Source organism: Streptomyces sp. V3I8 (assembly GCF_030817535.1).
Classification (GTDB): domain Bacteria; phylum Actinomycetota; class Actinomycetes; order Streptomycetales; family Streptomycetaceae; genus Streptomyces.
Genome location: NZ_JAUSZL010000002.1, coordinates 7,982,535 through 8,004,706, shown reverse-complemented (window position 1 = coordinate 8,004,706; position 22,172 = coordinate 7,982,535). Strand labels below are relative to the sequence as shown.

The 22,172-nt window shown below is 73.3% G+C and carries 18 protein-coding genes; 11 read left to right on the top strand and 7 right to left on the bottom strand.

What is annotated here, in order from left to right:
* Positions 1-84: 84 nt before the first annotated feature.
* On the bottom strand, positions 85-2,304 hold the full coding sequence (locus QFZ75_RS35370; RefSeq protein WP_307543510.1) for an NADP-dependent isocitrate dehydrogenase: 2,220 nt from the start codon (positions 2,302-2,304) through the stop codon (positions 85-87).
* 163 nt (positions 2,305-2,467) lie between these two features.
* On the opposite strand from QFZ75_RS35370, the gene QFZ75_RS35365 reads away from it, so the two are divergent.
* The 4 genes from QFZ75_RS35365 (at position 2,468) to QFZ75_RS35350 (ending at position 6,520) form a co-directional block, all read left to right on the top strand.
* Positions 2,468-3,223 (top strand): response regulator transcription factor, encoded by a 756-nt coding sequence (locus QFZ75_RS35365; RefSeq protein WP_307545011.1) that lies wholly within the window; start codon positions 2,468-2,470, stop codon positions 3,221-3,223.
* On the top strand, positions 3,210-5,276 hold the full coding sequence (locus tag QFZ75_RS35360) for a cell wall metabolism sensor histidine kinase WalK (RefSeq protein WP_307543509.1): 2,067 nt from the start codon (positions 3,210-3,212) through the stop codon (positions 5,274-5,276). The genes QFZ75_RS35365 and QFZ75_RS35360 overlap by 14 nt, the downstream gene beginning before the upstream one ends.
* A 122-nt stretch (positions 5,277-5,398) precedes the next feature.
* A complete protein-coding gene (locus QFZ75_RS35355; protein ID WP_307543507.1) occupies positions 5,399-5,758 on the top strand; it encodes a hypothetical protein in 360 nt (119 codons plus the stop codon).
* 120 nt (positions 5,759-5,878) lie between these two features.
* Positions 5,879-6,520, top strand: a complete 642-nt coding sequence (locus tag QFZ75_RS35350; protein WP_307543506.1) for a class F sortase — start codon at positions 5,879-5,881, stop codon at positions 6,518-6,520.
* 144 nt (positions 6,521-6,664) lie between these two features.
* Here QFZ75_RS35350 and QFZ75_RS35345 read toward each other — a convergent pair whose 3' ends face one another.
* On the bottom strand, positions 6,665-7,138 hold the full coding sequence (locus QFZ75_RS35345; protein WP_307543505.1) for an NUDIX domain-containing protein: 474 nt from the start codon (positions 7,136-7,138) through the stop codon (positions 6,665-6,667).
* 32 nt (positions 7,139-7,170) lie between these two features.
* A complete protein-coding gene (gene lnt / locus QFZ75_RS35340) occupies positions 7,171-8,772 on the bottom strand; it encodes an apolipoprotein N-acyltransferase (RefSeq protein WP_307543503.1) in 1,602 nt (533 codons plus the stop codon).
* 274 nt (positions 8,773-9,046) lie between these two features.
* Between lnt and QFZ75_RS35335 the strand changes: the two genes are divergently transcribed.
* A complete protein-coding gene (locus QFZ75_RS35335; protein WP_307543501.1) occupies positions 9,047-10,087 on the top strand; it encodes an O-antigen ligase in 1,041 nt (346 codons plus the stop codon).
* A 282-nt stretch (positions 10,088-10,369) separates the two neighbouring features.
* Here the strand turns inward: QFZ75_RS35335 and QFZ75_RS35330 are convergent, their stop codons facing one another.
* On the bottom strand, positions 10,370-10,927 hold the full coding sequence (locus tag QFZ75_RS35330; protein WP_307543499.1) for a hypothetical protein: 558 nt from the start codon (positions 10,925-10,927) through the stop codon (positions 10,370-10,372).
* A 117-nt stretch (positions 10,928-11,044) separates the two neighbouring features.
* The gene (locus QFZ75_RS35325; RefSeq protein WP_307543497.1) at positions 11,045-11,839 is read right to left on the bottom strand and encodes a glutamate racemase; all 795 of its coding nucleotides are present in this window, start codon (positions 11,837-11,839) and stop codon (positions 11,045-11,047) included.
* Between the two features lie 58 nt (positions 11,840-11,897).
* On the opposite strand from QFZ75_RS35325, the gene QFZ75_RS35320 reads away from it, so the two are divergent.
* On the top strand, positions 11,898-13,073 hold the full coding sequence (locus QFZ75_RS35320) for a glycosyltransferase (RefSeq protein ID WP_307543495.1): 1,176 nt from the start codon (positions 11,898-11,900) through the stop codon (positions 13,071-13,073).
* Between the two features lie 28 nt (positions 13,074-13,101).
* On the opposite strand, the gene QFZ75_RS35315 is transcribed toward QFZ75_RS35320, so the two are convergent.
* Positions 13,102-14,397: a TerD family protein gene (locus tag QFZ75_RS35315; RefSeq protein ID WP_307543493.1), complete on the bottom strand. Its 1,296-nt coding sequence runs from the start codon at positions 14,395-14,397 to the stop codon at positions 13,102-13,104.
* 288 nt (positions 14,398-14,685) lie between these two features.
* On the opposite strand from QFZ75_RS35315, the gene QFZ75_RS35310 reads away from it, so the two are divergent.
* The 3 genes from QFZ75_RS35310 (at position 14,686) to QFZ75_RS35300 (ending at position 18,637) form a co-directional block, all read left to right on the top strand.
* Complete coding sequence (locus QFZ75_RS35310; protein ID WP_307543491.1) at positions 14,686-15,147, top strand: DUF6643 family protein; 462 nt, start codon at positions 14,686-14,688, stop codon at positions 15,145-15,147.
* Positions 15,148-15,416: 269 nt separating this feature from the next.
* On the top strand, positions 15,417-16,022 hold the full coding sequence (locus QFZ75_RS35305; protein ID WP_307543489.1) for a hypothetical protein: 606 nt from the start codon (positions 15,417-15,419) through the stop codon (positions 16,020-16,022).
* A gap of 179 nt (positions 16,023-16,201) precedes the next feature.
* The gene (locus QFZ75_RS35300; RefSeq protein ID WP_307543488.1) at positions 16,202-18,637 is read left to right on the top strand and encodes a right-handed parallel beta-helix repeat-containing protein; all 2,436 of its coding nucleotides are present in this window, start codon (positions 16,202-16,204) and stop codon (positions 18,635-18,637) included.
* Positions 18,638-18,897: 260 nt separating this feature from the next.
* Here QFZ75_RS35300 and QFZ75_RS35295 read toward each other — a convergent pair whose 3' ends face one another.
* Complete coding sequence (locus QFZ75_RS35295) at positions 18,898-20,142, bottom strand: DUF418 domain-containing protein (RefSeq protein WP_373465990.1); 1,245 nt, start codon at positions 20,140-20,142, stop codon at positions 18,898-18,900.
* 186 nt (positions 20,143-20,328) lie between these two features.
* Between QFZ75_RS35295 and QFZ75_RS35290 the strand changes: the two genes are divergently transcribed.
* Both QFZ75_RS35290 and QFZ75_RS35285 read left to right on the top strand, forming a co-directional pair.
* A complete protein-coding gene (locus tag QFZ75_RS35290) occupies positions 20,329-20,994 on the top strand; it encodes a response regulator transcription factor (RefSeq protein WP_307543486.1) in 666 nt (221 codons plus the stop codon).
* Positions 20,991-22,103, top strand: coding sequence for a sensor histidine kinase (locus tag QFZ75_RS35285; protein ID WP_307543485.1), 1,113 nt, complete (start codon positions 20,991-20,993; stop codon positions 22,101-22,103). The genes QFZ75_RS35290 and QFZ75_RS35285 overlap by 4 nt, the downstream gene beginning before the upstream one ends.
* The last annotated feature ends 69 nt before the right edge of the window (positions 22,104-22,172 follow it).

Sequence of the window (22,172 nt, the reverse complement as noted above, 5' to 3'; positions counted from 1 at the left end):
AGGGGCGCGGGAACTGCGCGGCCGGCCACGACGCGCCCGCGGATGACCATCGGGCCACCAGAGGCGCGCCGGAGCTCAGGCGGCTCAGGCGATGGTGGCGAGCGCCGCGTTGAGCGTCGCGGACGGCCGCATGACGGCAGCGGCCTTCGCCGGATCGGGCTGGTAGTAGCCGCCGATCTCCGCCGGAGAACCCTGTACCGCGTTCAGCTCGGCGATGATCGTCTCCTCCTGCGCGGTGAGCGTCCCGGCGAGCGGCGCGATCACCTTGGCGAGCTCGGCGTCGTCGGTCTGCGCCGCCAGCTCCTGCGCCCAGTACAGGGCGAGGTAGAAGTGGCTGCCGCGGTTGTCGATGCCGCCGAGGCGGCGGCTCGGCGACTTGTCGTTCTCCAGGAACGTGGCCGTCGCGCGGTCGAGCGTGTCGGCGAGGACCTGGGCGCGCGCGTTGTCCGTGGTCTGCGCGAGGTGCTCGAAGCTGGAGGCCAGCGCGAGGAACTCGCCCAGGCTGTCCCAGCGCAGGTAGTTCTCCTTGACCAGCTGCTGCACGTGCTTCGGGGCGGAGCCGCCGGCGCCCGTCTCGAAGAGGCCGCCGCCGTTCATCAGCGGGACGATCGAGAGCATCTTGGCGCTGGTGCCCAGCTCCAGGATCGGGAACAGGTCGGTCAGGTAGTCGCGCAGGACGTTGCCGGTGACCGAGATCGCGTTCTCGCCGCGGCGCACGCGCTCCACGGAGAACTTGGTCGCCTCCACCGGGGACAGGATCTTGATGTCCAGGCCCTCGGTGTCGTGCTCCGGCAGGTACGCCTTGACCTTCTCGATGAGCTGCGCGTCGTGGGCGCGGGTCTCGTCCAGCCAGAACACGGCCGGGTCGCCGGTGGCGCGGGCGCGGGTGACGGCCAGCTTGACCCAGTCCCTGATCGGGGCGTCCTTGGTCTGGCAGGCGCGGAAGATGTCACCGGCGGAGACCGCCTGCTGGAGCACGACGTTCCCGGCCTGGTCGACGAGGCGGACCGTGCCGGTGGTGGGGACCTCGAAGGTCTTGTCGTGGCTGCCGTACTCCTCGGCCTTCTGCGCCATCAGACCGACGTTCGGGACCGTGCCCATGGTCGCCGGGTCGAAGGCGCCGTTGGCGCGGCAGTCGTCGAGGACGACCTGGTAGACGCCGGAGTAGCTGCTGTCCGGGAGGACCGCGAGGGTGTCGGCCTCCTGGCCGTCCGGGCCCCACATGTGACCGGAGGTGCGGATCATCGCGGGCATGGACGCGTCGACGATGACGTCGGACGGGACGTGCAGGTTGGTGATGCCCTTGTCGGAGTCGACCATCGCCAGCTGCGGGCCCTCGGCGAGCTCGGCGTCGAAGGACGCCTTGATCGCGGCGCCCTCCGGCAGGGACTCGAGGCCCTTGTAGATGCCGCCGAGGCCGTCGTTGGGGGTCAGACCGGCGCTCGCGAGGGTCTCGCCGTACTGCGCGAACGTCTTCGGGAAGAAGGCGCGCACCACGTGGCCGAAGATGATCGGGTCGGAGACCTTCATCATCGTGGCCTTGAGGTGCACGGAGAACAGCACACCGTCGGCCTTGGCCTTGGCGATCTGCGCCGTGAGGAACTCGCGCAGCGCGGCGACGTGCATGACGGAGGCGTCGACGACCTCGCCCGCGAGGACGGGTACGGACTCACGCAGCACGGTGGTCGAGCCGTCGTCGCCGGTCAGCTCGATGCGCAGGGAGCCGGCCTCGGAGATCACCGTGGACTTCTCGGTGGACCGGAAGTCGTCGACGCCCATGGTCGCGACGTTCGTCCTCGACTCCGCGGTCCAGGCGCCCATGCGGTGCGGGTGGGCCTTGGCGTAGTTCTTGACCGAGGCGGGGGCGCGGCGGTCGGAGTTGCCCTCGCGCAGCACCGGGTTCACGGCGCTGCCCTTGACCTTGTCGTAGCGGGCGCGGATGTCGCGCTCCTCGTCGGTCTTCGGGTCGTCCGGGTAGGCCGGCAGTGCGTAGCCCTGCGACTGCAGCTCGGCGACCGCGGCCTTCAGCTGCGGGATCGAGGCCGAGATGTTCGGCAGCTTGATGATGTTGGCGCCGGGCGTCTTGGCCAGCTCGCCCAGCTCGGCGAGCGCGTCGGGGATGCGCTGCCCCTCCTCCAGGTACTCGGGGAAGAGGGCGATGATGCGTCCGGCCAGCGAGATGTCACGGGTTTCCACAGTGACACCGGCCTGCGACGCGTACGCCTGGACCACCGGCAAGAACGAATAGGTCGCCAGGGCCGGGGCCTCGTCAGTGTGCGTATAGATGATGGTCGAGTCAGTCACCGGGTGCTCCGCTCCACGTCTGCAACATTGCTCGACATCAAGATATCTCGTACCGGGGCTCCGCCGGACAGGAGGCCGCGCGTCCGCGCCACGGCCCTGCCGGGGATCGGCCCCCGCCCCGGGCGCCGCACTCGCTACCATCTGCGGCGTGTGCGCAAACATCATGGTTGCCGAGGACGACGCGAAACAGGCGGAGTTGGTGCGCCGATACCTGGAGCACGAGGGGCACTCGGTCACGGTCGTCGGGGACGGCCGTACGGCACTCGACAGGGTGCGCCACCGGGAGCCCGATCTGCTCGTTCTCGATGTGATGATGCCCCGGGCCGACGGCCTGGACGTGGTCAGGATCCTGCGTGCCGAGTGCCGGGAGGTGCCGGTGCTGATGCTCACGGCCCGCAGCACTGAGGACGATCTGCTGCTCGGCCTGGATCTCGGCGCCGACGACTACATGACCAAGCCGTTCAGCCCGCGTGAGCTGATGGCCCGGGTCCGTACGCTGCTGCGCCGCAACCGGGGCTCCGCCGGTGCCGGGCCCCTGCCCTCGCCCGGCCCCGCACCCGCCGCCACCGCCGATGCCGCCGTCGAGGACGGGACGCTGTCGGTGGGCACCCTCCGGATCGACACGGCCCGGCACGAGGTGCTGGTCGGGGGGATGCCGGTCGAGTGCACGCCCGGCGAGTTCCGCATCCTCACCGCGATGGCGGCCGAACCCGACCGGGTCTTCACCAGACAGCGGCTCCTGGAGGAGCTGCACGGCTTCGACAAGTACATCAGCGGCCGCACCGTCGACGTGCACGTCATGAATCTGCGCAAGAAGATCGAGCACGCCCCGCGACGCCCGACCCGGCTGCTCACCGTCTTCGGTGTCGGCTACAAACTCACCGACCCCGCGAAGAAGGCACATCGTGCGACGCCGTGACGAGCGGACCAGGCTGCCTCTGCGCAAGAGCCTGCTCGGCCGGCTGCTGACCGTGTCGGCGCTGGTGGCGTCGTGTTCGGTCGCCGCCACCGCCTGGCTCGCCGTGCAGACGACCTCCGGCGCGATCCGCCAGGAGCAGGGACAGAACCTCATCGCCGACGCGGAGATCTACAACACCCTCCGGGGGTACGCGGCCACCCACCCCGACTGGGTGGACGTCGACGACACCGTGCGCCGGCTGGCCCGCACGTCCGAGCGCCGGATCGTACTGACCACCCAGGACCGCCGGCCGCTCTCCGACTCCACCGACGGCGCGAGGAGCGCCTCCGGCAGCGCGCCCTCCGCCCCGCTGCCACGGCAGGCTTCGGCGGTCGTCGACCCGCTGTCCGTCGACACCGTGCTGGCGCCCGGTGCCGCCTCCGCAGGTACGGATCGCGTCGATCCACGCGCGGTCGGACCGTTCCTGCTGCCGGCCGGGGAACGCGAGATCCTGCGCAAGGCCACCACCGCGAGCGTGAAGTGCCTCGCTGCGGCGGGCGTCGCCGCGGACGTCGTCCAGAGCCCGAGCGGACGGCCCCGTGTCCAGTACGTGAGCAGCGAGACCGACCGCTCCCTGGAACTGAGGTGTCTGACGACCTCCTCGGCCGGTCCCACCGCGACCGAGAGGAAGGCCCTGCGCGCACTCGATCAACTGGCCGACGCCTGTCTGAAACGGCAGGGCCTCACCGGCGTGAAACTGAACCTGGACCTGTCCTGGGACCGAGGCTACGGGGCGGACGGCTCGGGCACCGACGACCTGTCCGCGCTTCCCGTGACCGAGGGCGGCACCACCGACGAGAAGCGGGCGGCCGAGCAGCGGGCCGTCCAGGAGAAGGTGGCACAGGACCGGGCGACCAGGGAGAAGATCGGCGCCGGCGCCGGCCGCCTGCCCACGGAGCGCAGCAGCAAGCATGACCGGGCGACAGCCTCCTGCGTCGACAGCGCCCGCCGCGAACAGCTCACGTCCTATGTCGCGGCCCCCGCGCTGCTGTTCATCGACAGCCCCGATGCCGTCAGCGTGCCCGGTTTCGATCTCTCACCGGCCAACACCACGCGTATCGCCGGCGCCGCGGCCCTGGTCCTCGCCCTCACCGTCGGCGCCTCCGTGATCGCCGGAGCCAGGCTCGTACGCCCGCTGCACGCGCTCACCGGCGCCGCCCAGCGGATGCGGGACGGCCTGGGCCCGGCGCCCGTACCGGTCGGCTCGGACAACGAGATCGGACGGCTGGCGGCGGCCTTCAACGACATGGCCGCGCACCGGGCCAGGCTCGAGGAGCAGCGCAAGGCGATGGTCAGCGATGTCGCCCATGAGCTGCGTACCCCGCTGAGCAACATCCGCGGCTGGCTGGAGGCGGCGCAGGACGGTCTGGCGGAGCCGGACCCGGCGTTCGTGTCCTCGCTCCACGAGGAGGCGGTGCAGCTCCAGCACATCATCGACGATCTCCAGGACCTGGGGGCCGCCGACGCGGGCGCGCTGCGCCTGCACCTGGAGCCGGTCCGCGTCGACGACCTGCTCGGCCAGGTCGCCGCGGCCCACCAGGGGCTGGCCGAGACCGCGGGCGTCACGCTGACGGTCTGCGCGGCGGCGCCCGGCGCACCTGTTCCGCCGCCGCTCGACGCCGATCCCGTACGGCTGCGCCAGGCCGTCAGCAATCTGCTCTCCAACGCGGTACGCCACACACCGCCCGGCGGCCGGGTCACGCTGCGCTCGTACGCCAACGGGTCCGGGGACGAGGTGGCCGTGGAAGTCTCCGACACCGGCAGCGGCATACCGCAGGACGACGTCCCGCACGTCTTCGACCGCTTCTGGCGGGCGGAGAAGTCCCGTAACCGGAGCACCGGCGGCAGCGGCCTCGGCCTGGCGATCGTCCTCAAACTCGCCGAGGCCCACGGTGGTACGGCGAGCGTGGTGAGCACGGAGGGACGGGGCTCGGTCTTCACCCTGCGCCTGCCGGCCGCGCCGGACCGGGGTGCCGAGCGGGCGGAGCCCGGGGAGACCGCCGCCCGACCATGATGCGATGACCATGGCGCTCTGACAGGTTCTTCACACGTGGCCGCCAGTCTTGGGCCGTGCCCGGAACCTGGTGCGGTTCGGCCCCCAGGTACCACCAAGTCCGGGCCGGAACTGGAGTGTTCATGTCCCGCCATCACACCCTGCGTCTCGCCGTACTGACCGCCGTCGCGGCCGGCGCGATGCTCGTCCCGGCGTCCGCGGCCGTCGCCGACGACCGGACCCCCACGCAGACCGCGTCCGCGTCGGACGACGGGCCCACGGCCAAGGAGAAGGCCGCGGCCGACAAGAGGACGAAGGAGCTGGAAGCCAGGAAGGCCGCGGCCGGCAAGGATCTGCCGAGGGGCGGTGTCGCGGCGGGCGAGGCCCCGGCCGATGACACCGGTGTCACCACCCTCGCCGGTTCGGCCGCCGGCGCCCTGCTGCTCGCGGGCGCCGGCACCTACGTACTGCGTCGCCGCTCCGCCGCACGGCACGACGGCTGATCCAGTACGGCGTCCGACCCGGCACGACGGTGGCGCCGCCCCTCACCGGGCGGTGCCACCTCGTGCGTCCACCCGCCTCCGCGTATCCGTCCGGTACGCGGTTCTGCTCCGGAGTCCGCTGTGTCCTCTGCACCTCGTCCGCATCCGGTACGGCGTCCGGCCGGCCTGCCGGTCCTCGCCCGCCTCGCCCTTGCCGTCACCGCGGTCCTCACCGTGCTCACCGGCTGCTCGTCCACCCCCGGCACGGCCGCTCCGGCCGCCGCGGACTCCCCCGCCGCCGCCGGTTCCCTGGCGCCAGGCGCTGCCGGCGCCGAGCGGCCGGCTGTTCCCACCGAGGTCGCCATCCCCTCCGTCGGGATCACCGGCCCACTGATGGAACTCGGCCTCAACGCGGACCGGACCGTCGAGGTCCCCCCGGCCGAGAAGGGGATGACCGCCGGCTGGTACGTCGGGGGTTCCGTGCCCGGAGAGGTCGGTCCCGCCGTCATCATCGGCCACAACGACACCCGCTTCGGCAAGGCCGTCTTCCACGACCTCGGGAAGATCACCAAAGGTGCGGACATCACCGTCACCGACAGCCGGGGAGCTTCGGCGCGCTTCACCGTCACGGGCACCGAGAGCGTCAGCAAGAGCTCCTTCCCGACCGAGAAGGTCTACGGCCCCACCGGCGAACGCGCACTGCGCCTGGTCACCTGCGACGGCGATTTCGACGCCCAGGGGCACCCGGTGAACAACCTCATCGTCTACGCGACGCTGGCCTGACGGCGTGCGCGGACGGGCCAGGGCCGCGATCCGGCCGGGGGCCGGACCGTCCGCGCGGGCCGGCCGCACCGGCTGCCCGTACGCGCCGGCGGACGCGCGCCCGGCCGGCCCGGCCCGGCATGTGGTCATCACCGCAGTTCGCCCTCAGGTCGCGGGGTCGAACCACGTGGGCTCGTCGGACAGCGCCTGCTTGATCCGGAAGAGCCCGTGTTCGTTCAGCTCCGGCAACGCGTCCACGTCGAACCAGGCGACCTCGAGCGACTCGTCGTCGTTGACGCGGGCCTCGCCGCCGACGGCCCGGCACCGGATGGTGATGTCCATGAACTGGCAGACGTCGCCGTTCGGATACGTGATCGGCTTCAGGGCCTGTACGAGCACGACGCGTTCGGCGACGCACCGGACGCCCGTCTCCTCGTACACCTCCCGGACGGCGCAGGCGGCGGGCTGTTCGCCCGGCTCCGACATTCCGGCGACGACCGCCCACTTGCCGGTGTCGACGCGGCGTCCCAGCAGGACTCTGCCCTCGTCGTCGAAGACGACGGCGGTGACTCCGGGCAGCCAGAGGAGCTGGCGGCCTGCGGTGGCCCGGATCGTACGGATGAAGTCAGGAGTAGCCATGGACCGACCCTAAGGGGCCGAATTCCTTCGTCTCACCGCGTTCGGCGCACGCCCGACGACACCGCCCACGCGAGCCCGCCCGCCGCGACCAGGACCAGCAGCATCTCGGGCGCGATCCCGAGGCGCGTGGCCGGGGTCTCGGAGGAGCGCAGCGGCACCTTCTGGACGAGCGAGTCCGCCACGAACATGCCGGTCCGCTGGGTGATCCTCCCGTCCGGCATGATCACGGCACTGACACCGCTGGTCACCGGGACGGTCACGGTACGGCTGTGCTCGACGGCGCGGACACGGGACATGGCGAGCTGCTGGTAGGTCATCTCGCTGCGGTCGAACGTGGCGTTGTTGCTCGGTACGGAGATGATCTGCGCGCCGTTCGTGACGGTGTCGCGCACGGCCCAGTCGAAGGCGGCCTCGTAGCAGGTCGCGAGGCCGACCTCGGTGCCCGCCATGGTGAACACGCCCGGCTTGTCGCCTCGGCTGAAGTCCTGGCTGACCATGGACGTCCAGTTCCCGTTGACGGCGCCGATGAGCGAGCGCATCGGAAGGTACTCGCCGAACGGCTGGACCTGCCGCTTGTCGTAGGTGGCGCCGGGGCCCTTCACCGGGTCCCAGAGGATCTGCTCGTTGTAGAGCTTGCCGTCCCTCTGCACGACGGCGCCGACCGAGACGGGCGCGCCGATCGCCTTGGCCGCCTTGTCGATGACTGCGTAGGCGTCGGAGTTGCGGAACGGGTCGATGTCGGAGGAGTTCTCCGGCCACAGCACGAAGTCCGGCCGGGCGGCCTTGCCCGCCTCGACCCGCGCGGCGAGACGCTCGGTCTCCCGCGCGTGGTGGTCGAGGACGGCGCGGCGCTGGGAGTTGAAGTCGAGGCCCGCGCGCGGCACGTTGCCCTGGATGACGGCGACGGTCGCGGTGCCGTCCTCGGCACGGTCGCTGACCAGCAGGCGTGCGGCGAAGGCGCCGGCCACGGGGAGGACGAGGCTGAGCAGTGCCACGGCGGCGGCCCCGCGGCGCACGGCACTCGTGCGCCGCGCCTCGACGACCTGCCGGACGGTTTCGTACAGGCCGAAGCCGCACAGGACGACGGCGAACCCGAGGACGGGGGTGCCGCCGACCGCCGCGAGCGGCAGGAAGACGCCGTCCGCCTGGCCGAAGGCGATCTTGCCCCAGGGGAAGCCGCCGAAGGGCACGCGCGCGCGTGCCGCCTCTCCGGCGGTCCACAGGGCGGCCGCCCAGAGGGGCCGGCCGGGCAGCTTCGACACGGCCGCGATGCCCGCGCCGACGAGGGCGACGTACACCGCTTCGATGATCACGAGCGCCAGCCAGGGCCCGGGGCCGACCTCCACGCCGGTCCACACGAGCAGCGGCAGCAGGAAGCCGAGGCCGAAGAGGTAGCCCAGACCGAGGGCCGCCTTCCAGGTGCGGCCGCGCAGGCACCAGCCGAGGACCGCGAAGGCCGGCAGCGCCAGCCACCACAGGGTGCGTGGCGGAAAACTGACGTACAGCAGCACTCCGGAGAGTGCCGCGGCGGCGGCCGGCAGGAGTCGTCGCGCCAGGCCGACCACGCGCGGGACGGGCCGGGTCTGCGGTTCGAGCTGTTCCGGCTCGTCTACGGAGGTCGCTGTGACGGTCACTCCGGGAGTCTACGGCGCGTGACCGGGGCGCCGACAGCGCGGCCTCCGGCGTCCGAACGGGCGCCGACCGACCGTGGACGGGCCCTGTACGAGCGCCGTACAGGCGCTGTACGGGGGCTCGCCCCTCACTTGCCGCATCGTTTCTGCGCAACTCGTCCACAAAGCGGCGCATCACCCGTTACGGTGTGCCGGAGCCTTCGACGTACAGGCCGTTTCCGGCCGGGTGGTCGGGGCCCGTCACAGGTCGGGGGGCGTCGGGGTGGGGTCCACGGGGATGACTTCGCCGGCCGGTCCGGCGTCGGCACACGACAGACGCAGTGCGTCGGACGCGGCGGGGGTCGTGGCGCTCGGCGCCTGCGCCGCCTGGTCCCTGATCACCGCCGCGGCGCACGGCGGCCGGCCCGAAGGGGTGCTGCTCGCCGTGCTCGCCGTCGCGGCCGGGTACGCCTCGGGACGGATCTGCGGCGAACTCCTGCCGGTGGCCGCGCCCGGCGCGGGCGCGCTGGCGGGGCTCGGGCTGGTCGTGGCGGCCCCGCACATCGATCCGGGCAGCCAGGCGACCTCGCCGCTCGGGCAGACCGGGGCGACCGCCGCGCTGCTCACCCTCTGCGCGGGGGCCGCGTGCTGCGCGGCCTGGGCGGCCGGGCCGCCGGGACTGCGGCTCGCGCTGCGCCTGCTGGCCGCCGGCACGGCGGCGACCGCGGCCGTCCTGGGATCGACGTCGGGCTTCGTGGCCTGTCTGGGGGTGCTGCTCTGCTCACTCGCCGCGGACCGTATACGCCGCAGGGCCGTGGGGCTCGGCGGTCTCGCACTCGCGGTGGTCCTGGTCACCGGGGCGACCTGGGCGATCGCCGAGGACGTGCTGCCGGACGGTCTGGCCACGTCCCTGGAAGGGCAGCTCACCCGGCACCGGGTGCTGCTGTGGCACGACGCGCTGGACATGGCCGCCCGGGAGCCGGGGCTCGGCGTCGGGCCCGGCCGCTTCGCCGAACTGAGCCCGACCGCCACCCAGGCGCTGCCACCGGACGGCAAACCCCATTCGGCGCCGCTCCAGCAGGCCGCCGAACAGGGTGTCCTGGGCGTCGCGCTGCTGGCCGCGGTGTTCTGCTGGGTCCTGTACGCGCTGTGGAGGTCACCGCGCCCCACCCCGGTCGTCCTGACGGCCGGCGCCGCGCTGGCGGCCCTGGCCGCGATCGCCGCGGTCGGCAACGCGCTGAGCTTCACCACGGTCACGGCGGGCGCGGGCCTGCTGGCGGGCCTGGCCACGGCCCGCCCGGCCGCACCGGAACCACCGGGGAGACCGGGCGGCCCCTGACAGGTGCCCCGGGGCGGGGGTCGGCCAGGTGGGGTTCGGGGCCGGCCGTCGGCAGAACGGTGCCCCGTGGCGCGGCCGGGCAGGGTCTGTCGGGTGGTGGGGCCGACGGCGTCTCCGCGTCCTGCCGGGACGGCACCGGGGCGCACATCTCGTCGAGCCGCCCCCGGTCCCGGTCCCGGGAGAAGAGCGCCTCGCGATGCCGCCGGCCGGACCCGCGACAGCGCCGTCCGCGGCGCGGGCCCGGCGGCGCGCCCCGTCCAGGCCGGGCCGCGGGGCCGGATGTCAGCGGACGTGGCCCGTGGCAGCGGCACGCAGGCGGTCGCGGATCACCCGTACGGCCGCCTCCGCGTTGTCCACCGTGATCGTGAACGTGTGGCCGTCGCCCAGGAGGAGGACCAGGCCCTCGCCGCGCCGGACGACCACCGCCGTGCCCTGCTCGGGACGCCAGCGGTAACCCCAGCCGCCCCACTGGCGGGGGGTGACCCGGGGGGCGAAGTCGGCGCCCGTGATGTGCGACAGCGGGATGCGGCGGCGCGGGAGGCCCATGTGGCCGCAGCGCACCTCCAGGCACTCCTTGTCGACCTTCACCGCGACGTGGACGAACGCGAGCGTGCCGAAGAGCACCAGGAGCCCTGCGGCGATGCAGCCGACCACGGACATGGCGAGCGGGGCGACGCCCGACGTCCATGCCGAGTCGACGGCCAGCTCGATGCCCAGCGCCAGGCAGGCGGCTCCGATGCTCGCGAGCAGCCACTGCATGCGGTTGGACGCGCGGCCGTGCCAGACCTCGGTGTGCGGGGCGTCGGCAGCGCCCTGTTCGCCGTGGGGGTGGTCCGTCATGCCCACGAGCGTACTCACGTTCCGCAGAGCGGGCACCCGGTCGCGGAGGGTCACTGTCCTGCGGCGGGCCCGCGCCGGGTCCTCCCGGACGCGGGGCTCGTGCCGAGGGGCCGGTGTTCAGCGCGCGGGACTGACCGCCTGGAGGAGTCTGCCCTCGTCGTACGTCAGCGCGGTCGCGGGCAGTACGCCCTCGCGTCCGCCGAGCAGCACCGTGACGGCGCCCGGGCCCGAGACACCGGAAGCGTCGCAGGCGGGTGCCCCACCGGCGCGGCGCAGTGCCTGGGCGGCCACGGCGCCCGCGGAGCCGTGCAGGACGAGCGGCGCGGCGCCGGGCCGCTGCACGGCCGCGCGGATGCGCTCGGCGACCAGTTCGTAATGGGTGCAGCCCAGGACGACGGCCCGCACGTCCTCGGGGGTGCGGGCCGCGGCCGCGGCGATCGCCGCGTCGACGGCCGCTTCGTCGGCGTGCTCGACGGCGTCCGCGAGGCCCGGGCAGGGCACCTCGGTGACGGCGACCCCACCGGCGAACTCACGGATGAGCCCGCGCTGGTAGGGACTGCCGGTGGTCGCGGGCGTGGCCCAGATCGCGACGGGCCCGCCGCCCGCCGCGGCCGGCTTGATCGCCGGGACCGTGCCGACGACGGGCACCCCGGGCTCCAGCCGGGCGCGCAGCGCGGGCAGCGCGTGCACGGAAGCGGTGTTGCAGGCCACGATCAGCGCGTCGGGCCGGTGCGCGGCGGCCGCCTCGGCGACGGCGAGGGCGCGTGCGGTCACGTCCTGCGGGGTGCGGGGCCCCCACGGCATGCTGCCGGGGTCCGAGGAGAGAACGAGCTCCGCGTCGGGTCGCAGCCGACGAACCGCGGTGGCCGCGGCGAGCAGTCCGATTCCGGAGTCCATGAGCGCGATCTTCACCCGGTCACCATAGTCGATGGGCCCCGGCGGGCCGCCGCGGTGGGGAAGACTGCGGAGGATGAGCGCCCTCGCATGGACCGCTGTCGGATCACTGACCGCCTGGCTGTGGCTGCTTCTGGGCCAGGGCTTCTTCTGGCGCACGGACGTCCGGCTGCCGCCGCGCCGGGATCCGGACACCTGGCCGTCGGTGTGTGTCGTCGTGCCGGCCCGCGACGAGGCCGCCGTCCTGCCCGACAGCCTGCCGTCGCTCCTCGCGCAGGACTATCCGGGGCGGGCCGAGGTCTTCCTCGTCGACGACGGCAGTTCGGACGGTACCGGGGAGCTGGCCCGCGAGCTGGGCCGGCGGTACGGCGGGCTGCCGCTGACCGTCGGTTCGCCCGGAGAGCCGCCTCCGGGCTGGACCGGCAAGCTGTGGGCCGTGCGTCACGGCATCGGTCTGGCACGCGCGCGTGAACCCGGGTACCTGCTGCTCACCGACGCGGACATCGCCCACGAACCGGACAGCCTGAGGGAGTTGGTGGCCGCGGCCGTCACCGGGGAGTACGACCTCGTCTCGCAGATGGCCCGCCTGCGGGTGGAGAGCGTCTGGGAGCGGCTGGTGGTGCCGGCGTTCGTCTACTTCTTCGCGCAGTTGTATCCGTTCCGGTGGATCGCCGCGAAGGGGTCGCGGACGGCCGCCGCGGCGGGCGGCTGCGTCCTGCTGCGGACGGCCGCCGCCGAGCGGGCCCGCATCCCGGACGCCGTCCGGCAGGCCGTCATCGACGACGTGGCGGTGGCGCGGGCCGTGAAGGGGTCCGGGGGGCGCATCTGGCTCGGACTCGCCGACCGTGTCGACAGTGTGCGTCCCTATCCGCGGCTGCACGACCTGTGGCGGATGGTCTCGCGCAGCGCGTACACCCAGTTGCGGCACAACCCGCTGGTGCTGGCCGGCACCGTGGCCGGTCTCGCCGTGGTGTACCTGGTGCCCCCGGTGGCCCTCGTCGCGGGGCTCGCGACGGGCGGCCGCACGGCGGCGGCGGCCGGCGGGCTGGCGTGGCTGACGATGACGGCGACGTACCTGCCGATGCTGCGCTACTACCGGCAGCCGCTCCGGCTCGCCCCGCTGCTGCCGGTCACCGCCCTGCTGTACCTCTTCATGACGGTGGACTCCGCGGTGCAGCACCACCGGGGGCGCGGCGCGGCCTGGAAGGGCCGCACCTATGCCCGCCCCGACGCGGCTCCGGAGCAGCCGTGAGCCCTTCCGGGACACGTGCCGGGACGGCTCACTTCCTGCCGGGGGTCCAGTTCATGCCCCACCCGTAGGCGTAGTCCACGGTGCGCTGCGGGCTCACCCCGCGGTCCGGGACGAGGAAGCGCGCCTCGCGCTGGACGACGAGGTCGTTGCCGGTGTTGGTGATGAGGGCGAGTGCGCACACGGTCGAGGGCACGGTGCACTCGCCGAGCGAGAAGTCCACGGCCGCGCCGTGCAGCGGCTGGAGGGTGACCGTGGCGTCGAGGTCGGCGAAGGAACGCGCCCCTTCGTAGATGGTGACGAAGACGAGGATGCGCCGGAAGTACTGGAGGTGGTCGAGGTTGACGCTGAGGTTCTCGCCGCTCGTCGTCGCGCCGGTGCGGTCGTCGCCGTCGAGGTGGATGAACGGCGGCTGGTGCAGCGCTCCGAAGGCGTTGCCGAGGGCCTGGACGACGCCCTTGCTGCCGTCGGAGAGCTCGTAGAGGGCGCACAGGTCGAGGTCGAGGTCCGCGTGCATGGCGATGGCCCGGCCCAGCTTGGCCTGCCAGCCCGAGAACTGTTTGCGCACCGTCCAGTTGAGGTTCACACGCATCACGCCGGAGGTGCCGCCCTGCTTGGTCAGCGAGACGGACGGCGCGTCCTTGGTGAGCGTGACCTTGGTCAGCCGTACGGGAGCGGCGGGCGGGGCGGGCGGGGCCGGGGGCGTCGTCGGCCGGGAGGCCGTGACCGGCGGGGCCGTGGGGGCCGGGGCGGGGGCCGCGGGCGGGGCGGGGGCCGCGGGGACGGGCGGCGCCGCCTGCCGGGGCTCGTCGACCGTGATCCCGAAGTCCGTGGCGAGGCCCTCGAGTCCGCTGCCGTACCCCTGTCCGACGGCGCGGAACTTCCACGCGCCCTGTCTGCGGTAGAGCTCGCCGAGCACGAACGCCGTCTCGACACTCGCGCCCTCGCTGTCGAAGCGCGCGATCTCCGTGCCCTGCCGGTCGTCGAGGATCCGGATGTAGAGCCCGGGGACCTGCCCGAACGTGCCGCCGTCCGAGGAGGCGGCGAGCACCACCCTCTCAATCGCGGACTCCACGCGCGCGAGGTCGACGAACAGGGTGTCGTTCACCTGGCCGCCGGCGGTGCGCTTGCCCTCGTGGCGCACCGCGCCGGAGGAGTGCGACGGCTGGTTGTAGAACACGAAGTCCGCGTCCGAGCGGACCTTCCCGGACGCCAGCAGCAGCGCCGAGGCGTCCGCGTCGGGCACGCCGGGACCGGCCCGCCAGCCCAGTTCGACGCGCAGTCCGGTCGTCGGCACCGGAACGTTCGAACCTTTAGACATTGACATGTCCGCCCCCCTCGGGTGTCTCCGCGAAGACCGCGCCTCGTCACATTCGGTCGTTCCGCGCCAAACCTAATCCCCCGGGCGGCGAACGCCCATGACCACGCCGGTGGGATCACCGGCCGACCCGCGGGTAACCCGCCCGGAACTCGGCTTTTACACGATCCTTGCACCGCCCGCTGCCCTTTTTCGCCAAATTCGCTCGCATTGGGGGTTCCGCGTCACTGCCGGCACGGAAAACAACCCTCTTATCGGTCTCCCCAACCAGCACATCGTGGGCTTAACTTATGTGTCATGACCTCCCCCCGCTCCACCTATGGCGGCGGTTACTACTCCGCCTCCTTCCCGGACACCCCGATCTACGACTCCCTCGTGGCCGAGCGGGGCACCCCGCAGATCGCCCCGATCCGGGTCCCCGCGGCCTACGACACCGCGGGCAGCAACCTGCCGGCCCTGCCGTCGGCCCTGCCCGCGCTGGCCGCCGCCCCCTCTCCACAGGCCGCCCAGTACGGCTACCCCCAGGCCCAGCAGCCCGCTCCGCTGCAGCAGGCCGCCGCGCCGTACATCCCGCAGCAGGGCGGCGCGCCGCGCGGCTACCCGGGCCAGCAGGCTCCCCAGCCGCAGCGCCCGATGACCGGCGGCACGGGCTACGAGGCGATGCGCCCCGCGGCTCCGCGTCCCGCGCAGGCGGCTCCCCGTCCGGCCCAGGCGCCGTACCAGGACCCGTACAACAACCAGCAGTACCGGGGTTACTGAGGAATTCGGCGGGAGGACCTCCGCGGCGGACGCCCGGTCCGGCGACCGTCCGGCCGCCGTCGCGCGGTCCGTACTTCCCGACGCCCCGAACTCCTCGGACCCGAACAGGTCCGCCGCCCGGGAACACCGCCACCGGGTACGGCCGTTGAGCCTGTGCGAGAAGTTCATGGGAGACCGGCGGGAGAGGTGATTTCGCTCTCTCCCGGCCGGTGCCGCGCGTGAACGACTCCCGAGGGGGTTATCACGGACGCGGAAGGGGGTGCGCAGTGGTGCGGACCATCAGGGGGCTCCGGCGCTGGCGGCACAACCCGCTCCGGCGTACGACGGACCTGGTCGAGGCGTGGGTGGCGCTGGGGGCGCTCCTGCTGATCCTCGTCGCCGCGCCCCTGGTGGGTGTCCTGGCCGGCGGACTCGCCGGGGACGCCCTCCAGCGGTCCGTGCGGGAACAGCGCGTGAACCGCCACCCGGTGACCGCGACCGTCGTCCATACGGCGGACCCCACCCCGCTCGACCCCGACCCCGAGACGGCCACCGGGCGGGACTCCCACAGCCGGGTGCTCGCCCACTGGACGGGACCGGACGGCTCGACCCGTCGCGGCACGGTCGTCGCGGCCCTCGAATCCCCGCGCCCCGGCGACCGCTTCACGGTGTGGACGGACGGGCGCGGTCACGTGGTGGGCCGGCCGCTGGACACCGCGACCGCGGCGACGCACGCCGTCCTGGCCGGCTTCGGCACGGCCGTCGCCTGCGCGGGCGTCGTCGAGGGCTCCCGGCGCCTGCTGGTCCGGCACATGGTGCGGCGCAGGTACGACCGCTGGGACCGGGCCTGGTCACGGGTGGGGCCGGACTGGGGCAGGACGGGCACGGGCAGCTGACGGCCTTCCCCGCTCCGGTCAACCACGCGGGCCCGCGCACGCTACGGTGGACCGGCCGAGGTCTTCGGCACCGTCATGAGAGGCTGTTTCACGTTCCCCGCGAGCCGAGTTGACGGCCCCGTACCGGGAACACGGCTTCTCAGGACCCGCGTACGACGAGGTGGGGGCACAGCAGCGCCATGGCACAGGGCACGGTCCAGGTGACGCACACCGGCACGTCGCGGTGGCGGCGTCGCACAGGTGAGTACGTATCGCTCGCCGCCGCCCTGGAGGCCGCGGCCGACGGTGACGTGCTCACCATCGCTCCCGGCACCTACCGGGAGAACCTCGTGATCGAGCGTGCGGTGACGCTGCGCGGTCCCGAGGGTTCGGCCGGTTCCGTGCGCATCGCGCCCGTCGACGGGGTGCCGCTGACCGTGCGCGCCTCCGCGGTGGTCCAGGACCTGCTCGTGGAGGGCCAGGACTCGGCCGCCCCCGCGCTGCTCGTCGAGGAGGGCACGCCGGAGCTCATGGACATCCGGATCGTCACCCGGTCCGCGGCCGGCATAGAGGTGCGCGGCGGGGCCCGGCCGACGGTGCGGCGGTGCACGGTGGACAATCCGGCGGGCGTCGGCATCTCCGTGCTCGACGGCGGGGGCGGGGTCTTCGAGGAGTGCGAGGTCGTGGCCGCCGGACAGTCGGGCATCTCGGTGCGCGGCGGGGCCCATCCGCGCCTGGAGCGCTGCCGGGTGCACCACACGGCGGGCGCGGGCCTGTCGGTGACCGGCGAGCAGTCCGCCCTGGAAGCGGTGGGCTGCGAGGTGTACGAGGTCAGGGGCAGCGGCGTACAGGTCTCCGCGCGGGCCACGGCGCACCTCACCGACTGCGACGTGCACCGTACGACGTCGGACGGCGTCACGCTCGACACGGACGCGGTGCTGACGCTCGCCGACTGCCGCATCCACGACATCCCGGAGAACGCGGTCGACCTGCGGTCCCGCTCGATCCTCACCATGACCCGCTCCACCGTGCGGCAGTTCGGGCGCAACGGCCTGTCGGTGTGGGACCCCGGCACCCGGGTGGACGCCAACCAGTGCGAGATCCACGACAGCACGGGCGACTACCCCGCGGTGTGGGTCAGCGACGGCGCGACGGTCGTCCTGGAGTCCTGCCGGGTGCACGACGTGCCGGACGCCCTGTTCGTGCTCGACCGCGGCTCGCGCGCGGACGTCGTCGACAGCGACATCTCGCAGGTCCGCAACACGGCGGTGTCGGTGAGCGACGGCGCCACCGCGCAGCTGGACGACTGCCGGATCCGGGACGCCGCGACGGGTGCCTGGTTCCGCGACCACGGCAGCGGCGGGACGCTCTCGGGCTGCACGGTCGACGGCACGCAGACGGGTGTGATCGTCACCAAGGGCGCCGACCCCACCATCGAGCGGTGCACCGTCACCTCGCCCGCGGAGGCGGGTTTCTACGTGTCGGCGGGCGGCCGCGGCAGCTTCCACGGCTGCCGGGTGACGGGCAGCGGCGGTTACGGCTTCCATGTGATCGACGGCTGCCGGGCGACGCTGAAGAAGTGCCGTACGGAGCGGTGCGCGCGCGGGGGTTACGAGTTCGCCGACGCCGGTGGCGACCAGGCGTCCGGCACGGGTCCCCTCGTCGAGGACTGCACGAGCGACGAGAGCGCCCACGCGCGGACCCCGGCCCCGGAGCCCGCCGTACAGACCGCGGGCGGGTCCTCCGGTCTGCTCGGGACGATCCCGGGTCCGCGCGCCGGCGAGCCGGAGCCGCCGGCCGGCGTGTCCGTGCCGGAGCAGCCCACGCGCAGCTCGGAGGCGGTGCTCAGCGAACTGGACCTGCTGGTGGGCCTGGAGGGCGTCAAGCGCGAGGTGCGGGCGCTCACCGACATGATCGAGGTGGGCCGCCGCCGCCAGGAGGCGGGCCTGAAGGCGGCCTCCGCCCGGCGCCACCTCGTCTTCACTGGCTCCCCCGGCACCGGCAAGACGACGGTCGCCCGCCTGTACGGCGAGATCCTGGCCTCGCTCGGCGTCCTGGAGAAGGGGCACCTCGTCGAGGTGTCCCGCGTCGACCTGGTCGGCGAGCACATCGGTTCCACGGCGATCCGTACGCAGGAGGCGTTCGACAAGGCGCGCGGCGGCGTCCTGTTCATCGACGAGGCCTACGCGCTGTCGCCGGAGGACTCGGGGCGCGACTTCGGCCGTGAGGCGATCGACACGCTGGTGAAGCTCATGGAGGACCACCGGGAGGCGGTCGTCGTGATCGTCGCGGGCTACACGGCCGAGATGGAGCGCTTCCTGTCGGTCAACCCCGGGGTGGCGTCCCGTTTCTCACGGACCATCACCTTCCACGACTACGGCTCCGAGGAGCTGCTGCGGATCGTGGAGCAGCAGGCGGACGAGCACGAGTACCGGCTGGCGCCGGGCACGCCCGAGGCGCTGGTGAAGTACTTCACGGCCGTCCCGAAGGGGCCCGCGTTCGGCAACGGCCGTACCGCGCGGCAGACCTTCGAGGCGATGGTGGAGCGGCACGCGGGGCGGGTCGCCCAGCTCACCGAGCCGAGCACGGACGACCTCACCCTGCTGTACGCGGAGGACCTGCCGGAACTGCCCTAGGCAGCCTCTTCCCCCGCTGCCCGCCTCCCCGCGGGGAGGCGGAAGCGGCGGGACGACCGGACCGCGCTGAACGCGATCGTGACGGCGCCTTCGGGTCAGCCCGCTCAAGGCCGGCCGGGACGCGCTCGCCGGGATCGCCGGACTCGCGAACGAAGATCGGCTCACGGTGGCGGGCCCTGAGGGAGGTCGCCCGAAGGGGCGGCGTGGTCGCACCGCCGACTCCGACCGCAGGCCTGGACCGGAACCGTCCCGGGCGGGTGTCACTTGATGTGGCGGGTGATGCGGGTGGCGCTGTGCAGCAGGTACTCCAGCGGACCGCGGCGCAGGTACCGCGTCCAGAGGGTGGCCACCAGCATGGCGACCCCGCTGAACACGGCCAGCGCGATCAGGGCCGGGCCGGTCTCCTCCTCCATGCCGACCAGGTGGATGGCGAGGATGTGGGCGACGTAGGCGGACAGCGCGACCGTGCCGACGGCGGCGAGGGGCCGGGCCGATCGCGTGAGACGCGGCATCCGGGCGGCGGCGGTGACGCAGGCGGCCACCACGAGCAGTGCGACACCGGTACCGCCCAGGATGGAGAAGGTGGTCTGGCTGTGGGGTGCGCCGACCAGCAGCCAGGCGGCGGGGGTGTCGTCGTCGAGGTGGCCGACGGTGTCCGACCACCAGGCGCAGGCCGCGCCGTCGCCGTCGGTGGCGGCCGCGATGGTGGCGCGGGCGTCCGGGACGAAGTGCAGGGCCAGCCAGGAGCCTCCGTAGCCGAGCACGGTCAGGACGCCGCCGGTCCATGCCAGCCGGGTACGGACGCGGGCCCGGGCCGGATCGAGGCGGGCGAGCGCCATCCCGGCCAGCATGAACGGCATCCAGGTGAGCACCGGGTACTCGCCGGTGAACAACAGCTCCAGCAGGCCGTCGGTGCCGGTCAGGCGCGCGAGGGGATCCGCGGCGACGACCGCGTCGCCCCAGTCGCCGTCGTGGAGGGTCTGCCGGATCGCGTAGAGGATCACCGGCATGACCAGGGCGCCGGCGGCCGCCAGCAGGGCCAGGGTGCGGGCCCGCAACCGGCAGAGCGGCACGAGGAACAGGAAGAGCAGCCCGTAGAAGGAGAGGATGACGTCGACGTCGGTGTCCAGGGCGGTCAGCGCATAGCCGGCGGCGATCAGGATCAGCGCGCGGACGACGACGCGGCCCGCGGCCTGCCGCCCGGGCCGGCCGGTGTACGGCTGCGGGCGGCCGGTGATGAGGATGAGGGAGAACCCGGCGAGCAGCGCGAACAGTGCGGAGGACCGGCCGCGGGCCAGTTCGGCGAGGAAGCCCGGCGGTCCGCCGATCGCCGGTTCGGGGCCGACGTGGGCGGCGTACATACCGAGGACTGCCAGGCCCCGGGCGAGGTCGATGCCGACGAGGCGGCCGGCCGAGGGCGGACGGGTGGTGCCGGGCGGCCGGCCCGGCTGCGGGAGAGGCTGCGACACAGCGGGGTCGGGGACCGGGGGCGCGTGGTGTGTCATGGCTCCCAGACTGACGACGCACCGCGTCCGGGCCCATCCGGCACGTGGCCGCCGTCCTCCCGCCGACCGGCTGGAGGCTCCCCGTCACCCGGCGGGTGAAAGCGCCGCGGGAACTTCCGGACCCTCTCCCGCGTGGTACGAATCCTCAGGCGGTCCCACGTCGACAGCCGATAGAGGGGGACGCACGTGATTCGCGTACTGGTGGTCGACGACGAGGCGCTGGTCCGAACGGGCTTCGAACACATCCTGTCCGCGGCCGACGACATCGAGGTGGTGGCCGCGGTCGCCGGCGGCCGAGCGGTGAGGGCGGCCGAGGAGTTGCGCCCGGACGTGGTGCTGCTGGACATCCGGATGCCGGACGTGGACGGGCTGACGGTGCTGGCCCAGCTGCGGCAACTCGCCGGGAAACCGGTGGTGGCCATGCTCACCACGTTCGACATGGACGAATACGTGGCCGCCGCCCTGCGCTCGGGGGCGGCCGGTTTCCTGCTCAAGGACACGGATCCGCTGCAACTGCCCGTGCTGGTGCGCAACCTGGCCGAAGGCGGCGTCGTGCTGTCCTCCTCCGTCACCCGTACCGTCGTGCACGGCTACCTCGACAACGGCCCCCAGCACGCCGCCATGCACCGCATCCAGGTGCTGAGCGACCGGGAACGCGCCGTGCTGGTCCTGATCGCCGAAGGGCTGTCCAACACCGCCATCGCGGCACGGATGCACCTGAGCACCGGCACGGTCAAGGACCACGTGAGCGCCGTGCTGTCCAAACTGCGGGTGGTCAGCCGCGTCCAGGCCGCCCTGCTGGCCGAACGCGCCGGTCTGCTCAGGGCGCCGGACCGGCGGGAGGAGAGGTGAAGGACCGCCGGATACCCGCGCCCGTACTGGACGCCGTGGTCGTCGTCGTCTCCCTGCTGGACATCTGGGTGCACGAGGAATCCGATGAACCGCTGCGCAGAGCCGCCGCCCTGCTGGCCACCGCCGCCCTGGTCCTGCGCCGCCACACGCCGCTGCCGGCCTTCCTGCTCACGCTGCCCGCCGCCCTGGTCAGCGATGCGATCTTCGCGCCGCTGGCCGCGCTGTACTCCCTGGCCTCGCTCAACCGCCGCCGAGTACTGCTGGCGGTCGGCGCCCTGGCTCTGACCGCCTGCGACCTGACCTACTGGACCTGGCCCGGACCGGAGTTCGCCGACTTCTCCGACTCCTCCGACCTGGTCATCGTCACGTACAGCCTGGCCACCGCCACCGCGCCGGTCTTCCTCGGCCAGCTCGTCCAGGCCCGCCGTGAGCTGTCGCTGCGCCTCGCCGAGATCTCCCAGGCCCGCGAGCACGAGCGTGCACTGCTGGCCCAGAGCGTGCTGGCCAAGGAACGCGCCCAGCTCGCCCGGGAGATGCACGACGTGGTCTCCCACCAGGTCAGCCTGATCGCGGTACGCGCCGGAGCGCTGCAGGTCGCCACCCACGACGCCGCGGCGCGCGAGGCCGCCACCACCATCAGGCGGTTGAGCGTGCAGACCCTGGAGGAGCTGCGGCACATGGTCAGCGTCCTCAGGGCCGCCGGCAGCCGCCCCACCGAACTGACCCCGCAGCCCTCCCTGGCCGACCTGCAGCACCTCGTCGACACCAGCGGCATCGAGACGCAGTTGCACACCGACCTGCCCGCCGCCCTGCCTCCGCCCCACCAACGCGCCGTCTACCGCGCTGTGCAGGAAGCTCTCACCAACGTCCGCAAGCACGCCCCCGGCGCCACGGCCGTCATCCGCATCCGGCAGGAGGACGACACCGTGCACGCCGCCGTCACCAACAGCGCGCCCACCCGGCCCGCCCTGCTGCTGCCCGGCGCCCATCACGGCCTGGCCGGACTGCGCCAGCGGGCCGAACTCCTGGGCGGCACCGTCACCGCCGCCCCGACCGCGGACGGCGGCCACGAACTGCACCTGCGTCTGCCGCTGCGCCGGACACCGTGACCTCACGCTCTCGGCAGGGGACGGCCGTCGTCGGCGCCGTGCCGGTGGCCCGACCCCCGAAAGCCCGGC

What these genes read in the sequence shown, in the direction of transcription:
- QFZ75_RS35365 (WP_307545011.1), top strand. Translation starts at nt 2,468, where the DNA reads ATGGTTGCCGAGGACGACGCGAAACAGGCGGAGTTGGTGCGCCGATAC.
- QFZ75_RS35355 (WP_307543507.1), top strand. Translation starts at nt 5,399, where the DNA reads ATGTCCCGCCATCACACCCTGCGTCTCGCCGTACTGACCGCCGTCGCG.
- QFZ75_RS35345 (WP_307543505.1), bottom strand. Translation starts at nt 7,138, where the DNA reads ATGGCTACTCCTGACTTCATCCGTACGATCCGGGCCACCGCAGGCCGC.
- QFZ75_RS35335 (WP_307543501.1), top strand. Translation starts at nt 9,047, where the DNA reads ATGACTTCGCCGGCCGGTCCGGCGTCGGCACACGACAGACGCAGTGCG.
- QFZ75_RS35330 (WP_307543499.1), bottom strand. Translation starts at nt 10,927, where the DNA reads ATGACGGACCACCCCCACGGCGAACAGGGCGCTGCCGACGCCCCGCAC.
- QFZ75_RS35320 (WP_307543495.1), top strand. Translation starts at nt 11,898, where the DNA reads ATGAGCGCCCTCGCATGGACCGCTGTCGGATCACTGACCGCCTGGCTG.
- QFZ75_RS35315 (WP_307543493.1), bottom strand. Translation starts at nt 14,397, where the DNA reads ATGTCAATGTCTAAAGGTTCGAACGTTCCGGTGCCGACGACCGGACTG.
- QFZ75_RS35310 (WP_307543491.1), top strand. Translation starts at nt 14,686, where the DNA reads ATGACCTCCCCCCGCTCCACCTATGGCGGCGGTTACTACTCCGCCTCC.
- QFZ75_RS35300 (WP_307543488.1), top strand. Translation starts at nt 16,202, where the DNA reads ATGGCACAGGGCACGGTCCAGGTGACGCACACCGGCACGTCGCGGTGG.
- QFZ75_RS35295 (WP_373465990.1), bottom strand. Translation starts at nt 20,142, where the DNA reads ATGACACACCACGCGCCCCCGGTCCCCGACCCCGCTGTGTCGCAGCCT.